3 protein-coding genes are annotated in these 3,047 nt (G+C 31.0%); all 3 read left to right on the top strand.

Translation table 11 applies throughout. The features are described from left to right. The coding region (locus tag AABL85_RS17270; protein ID WP_341311013.1) for an OmpA family protein at positions 1 to 692 on the top strand (692 nt) is incomplete at its 5' end. A gap of 206 nt (positions 693 to 898) precedes the next feature. Continuing rightward, complete coding sequence (locus tag AABL85_RS17275) at positions 899 to 1,681, top strand: hypothetical protein (protein WP_006263351.1); 783 nt, start codon at positions 899 to 901, stop codon at positions 1,679 to 1,681. 20 nt (positions 1,682 to 1,701) lie between these two features. Further along, positions 1,702 to 2,280 carry a hypothetical protein gene (locus tag AABL85_RS17280; protein ID WP_341311014.1) on the top strand — a complete coding sequence of 193 codons (579 nt, stop codon included), beginning with the start codon at positions 1,702 to 1,704 and terminating at the stop codon, positions 2,278 to 2,280. Positions 2,281 to 3,047: the final 767 nt, after the last annotated feature.

Below are 3,047 nucleotides of genomic sequence, written 5' to 3' on the forward strand. Positions count from 1 at the left end.
GAGGAGATGATATCTATTTCTTTAAAGAAAAACCTTGTAAGCAAGCTTTAGAAGGAATAGTGTATGACAAGGTGACGAAGGAGCCATTAGTTAATGCTAAAGTGATTTTATCAGATGCTCTTTATCAGCAGACGGATACAATTATCACAGATGCAAAAGGATATTATCTGTCTAATTTATTAGATTGTGGAGGTAAATACCGTATTAAAGCTGAGAAAGAGGAGTATAATACAGTAGAAGTTGTATTTATCGTAGAACGTCAACAAGGAGTAAAACGAGTAGATATCGGACTAGAGAAGACTTTAGAACCAGTGACAGTAAACGACGACTTATTTAAGAAACTTAAACTAAATCCTATTTACTTCGACTTTGACAAATCTAATATTCGCCCGGATGCAGCAGCAGAGCTAATCAAAGTAGTAGAGGTGTTAAAAGAATACCCAACGATGAAGATAGATGTTCGCTCACATACTGACAGTAGAGGAAATGATGACTACAATCTTAAGTTATCAGATCGCAGAGCAAAATCTACTGTAGAGTGGATGGTGAATCAAGGCATTGAGAGAAGTAGAATTACAGGAGAAGGATATGGAGAGACACAGCTACAGAATAAATGTAGTAATGGAGTACCATGCAGCGTAGAGGAACATCAGTTAAACAGACGTAGCGAGTTTATCGTTATAGACTTTTAGTTAAGTTAGATTAAGATGTGTGATTCAGAAAATTGCTATGAGAAGAAATCAAGTCATCTTAAAACTATGGTTTAGAAAAAAACTATAGTGTTATTTAAATTTAAAATAGTTTAATAATTAAATAGGAATTTATAAATCTTAGAATCTAATATCTGAAGTTTATTTAATCTACTTCTGAAAAATTAGATTCATAAAAAACTAAAATTATGAATAAAATTATATTTTTTGTAGCTGTGCTTTTTGTAACTATTATACATGCACAAACTGGTATTAATACGCAGAATCCAAATGCGTCTTTAGAAGTTTTAGCACTACCAGATCAAGCTACTGTTGTTGATGGTTTTATTACACCAAAGTTGACAGGTGATCAGCTTAAATCGAAAGATAATTTGTATGGAACAAATCAAGAAGGTGCAATGATTTATATAGTTAAACCTTCTTTAGTCACAACTCCTAAAACTATTAATATTAAGAAAGAAGGATATTATTATTTTGATGGAGAAATATGGGTAGGACTTACTCCACAAGGAGAGGGAGTAGTTCCGGATTATAATGATGGTATTTCTAGGGTTGCTTTAGTTGCTATTAATAATAATACGACTGGGCCTGCTTCTGCTAATAAACTTGTTAAATTTTCTTATCCTGTAGTTAATAAAATTGATAATAATTTAATTACAAAATTAAATAATACTACTTTCCTAGTTAATGAATCAGGATATTATTCATTAACATTTTATGGTGTTTTGCGTTCAGGATCTAACGCTGGAGGGACTGGAAGAGTACAAATAAAAGTAGATCAAGGAGGAACTACTACAGTACCAATAAGTATGAATAATGGTTATGGAACAGGTAGTTCTAATATGAATATGGGGATAAGTGGATTACTTTATTTTAATCAAGGGGATCAATTTTCAATTGAAGGAAGTTATACTCGTTCTATTACGATAGGTGAAAGTAATTTAGGTATGGTTTATATGGGAGGAGAGTAATTAAAATAAAAATAAATTATATGAAAAAAGTAATTTTTATAACTATGTTGGTTTTATTTAGTATAACTAACTTAAATGCACAGATCAAAGTAGATGTTCCTAAATTATCTGAAAAGGTTGGGAAGACACCTATTAAGAAAGATAATTGGATCGTTGGAGGAGCCTTAGGTTCTACAGGATATAGCTTTGAAGAGGAAAGCTTCAATATTAACATTACACCAAGAGCAGGTTATTTCATTTCTGATGGAATTGCTGTTGGTTTGGAGTTAGGGACAGGTTTGCAAACAGTAAAAGGTGGAGACAACTTTTGGAATTATAAAGTAATGCCATTTGTTCGTTACTATTTTCCTGAGGGAGCTAGTGAAACTGGACGTTTCTTTGGACAAGGAGCTATTGGTGTTTCAGGGAGTGATATTGGAGGTAAAAGTGATACTTCCTTCGCATTTAATGTAAATGCTGGATATTCTCATTTTGTTAGTCGTAATGTAGCTTTAGAGGCGATTGTTGGATATAATTATAGTAAATCTAATCAATCAAGTGCTTCAACACATAATGGTTTGGGAATTTCTTTTGGTTTTCAAATTTTCTTAGGTAAATAAACAACAGAATATTTTTTAAAAAATGCTAAAAAAGAAAGTTTTATTTTAAGTTTTGCCCCCAGATAAATTTAAAATTAATTTAATAAAGTGTCTTTGTAAGGAGTTAGTTTTTCTAACTCCTTATTTTATAATGTATTATTCACTCTCCATTATCATAGTATAATTTAGTTCTATATTTTGTAGTATATCAGGAGAAATACTAAGAAGTATTTTTACAGCAACTGTTTGTTTTTTAGTAAAGTATGCAAAAAAAATAAAAGGTTAGGTTTTTCTTGTGAAAACCAATAGAGTCAAATATATTAACCTGTTGTGCATTATGTATAGGAAATAAAAAAAGTTGTCCATTCTTATAATAAGTAGCAAATTTAAGATTCTATGTAGGCTTTCCCATTTTAGGATGCCTCTAAATCTGGACATATATTTTAGGAAAGCCTAAACTTATGATTGAGTAAATAAAAATGGTCAACCGATTTATGATTCAAATGGTAATGTTGGTTAAGGTGGGTATACTGATTAATTAATGAGTATTGATCGACAAATTGGAAAAGCTTTACAAAGTATTGAAATAGGAAGAACACAATTTGACAAACTTGTCGATTCTGAATAAGATATTGAGATTGTTTTTAATGCTGGAAAAGAGCCAAAAGGAGCTGCGGTAAAATTGGTGATGGAAATAATACAGTAGCGCATCTGATTAAACTTCCGTGACCTAAAAAATCATGGAGTGTAGAACATTATCTTTCATAACAAAGCTAATTTTATCGTAT

The organism is Myroides odoratimimus (assembly GCF_038039805.1).
Lineage (GTDB): Bacteria > Bacteroidota > Bacteroidia > Flavobacteriales > Flavobacteriaceae > Flavobacterium > Flavobacterium odoratimimum_B.

Coding starts and splice junctions, on each gene's coding strand:
- AABL85_RS17275 (WP_006263351.1), top strand. CDS start 899: ATGAATAAAATTATATTTTTTGTAGCTGTGCTTTTTGTAACTATTATA.
- AABL85_RS17280 (WP_341311014.1), top strand. CDS start 1,702: ATGAAAAAAGTAATTTTTATAACTATGTTGGTTTTATTTAGTATAACT.